Source organism: Psychrobacter piechaudii (assembly GCF_900162825.1).
In the GTDB taxonomy this organism is placed as follows: Bacteria; Pseudomonadota; Gammaproteobacteria; order Pseudomonadales; family Moraxellaceae; genus Psychrobacter; species Psychrobacter piechaudii.
This window is the reverse complement of record NZ_FUGE01000008.1, coordinates 1-599: the sequence shown is the minus strand read 5'-3', so window position 1 is coordinate 599 and position 599 is coordinate 1. Positions and strand designations below refer to the sequence as shown.

The 599-nt window shown below is 39.4% G+C and carries 1 protein-coding gene; it reads left to right on the top strand.

Features of this window, described 5'->3' with window-relative positions; translation table 11 throughout:
• Positions 1 to 599 (top strand): IS982-like element IS1592 family transposase (locus tag A1019T_RS00050; RefSeq protein ID WP_095532541.1); only part of this gene is annotated, 599 nt, incomplete at both ends.

Sequence of the window (599 nt, the reverse complement as noted above, 5' to 3'; positions counted from 1 at the left end):
ATTGACGACTTTTACCAAGCATTCAAACCAGAATTTGAACGTCAGCTGATCGAAAATGGGACAAAGCGATTAAGAGCATGCAAGATAAGTGTACCAGAGATAATGACTATATTGGTACTGTTTCATCAATTACGTTATCGTCAATTTAAAGGGTTTTACTATCATCATATGCTAGGCATGATGAAAAAAGATTTTCCGGACCTACCAAGCTACTCACGTTTTATTGAATTAGTACCCCGTGCTCTTGTGCCTTTGTGTGCTTATCTCAAAAGCTTGATGGGAAGTTGCACAGGTATTAGCTTTGTGGATGCCACCAAACTATCTGTATGCCATAACCGGCGGATTAAGCGTCATAAGGTCTTTGAGGGGATTGCTCAAAGAGGTAAGACAAGTATGGGTTGGTTTTACGGATTTAAACTGCACGCCATTATCAATCATCACGGTGAGTTATTATCGATTAGAGTCACTCCGGGAAATATAGATGATAGAGAGCCGCTAAGACAGGGCCTAGCAAATGATATATTCGGTAAACTGTTTGGTGATCGAGGGTATGTCAGTCAAGATTTAAAAGATAAACTGTTTAATGACTTCAATATCGA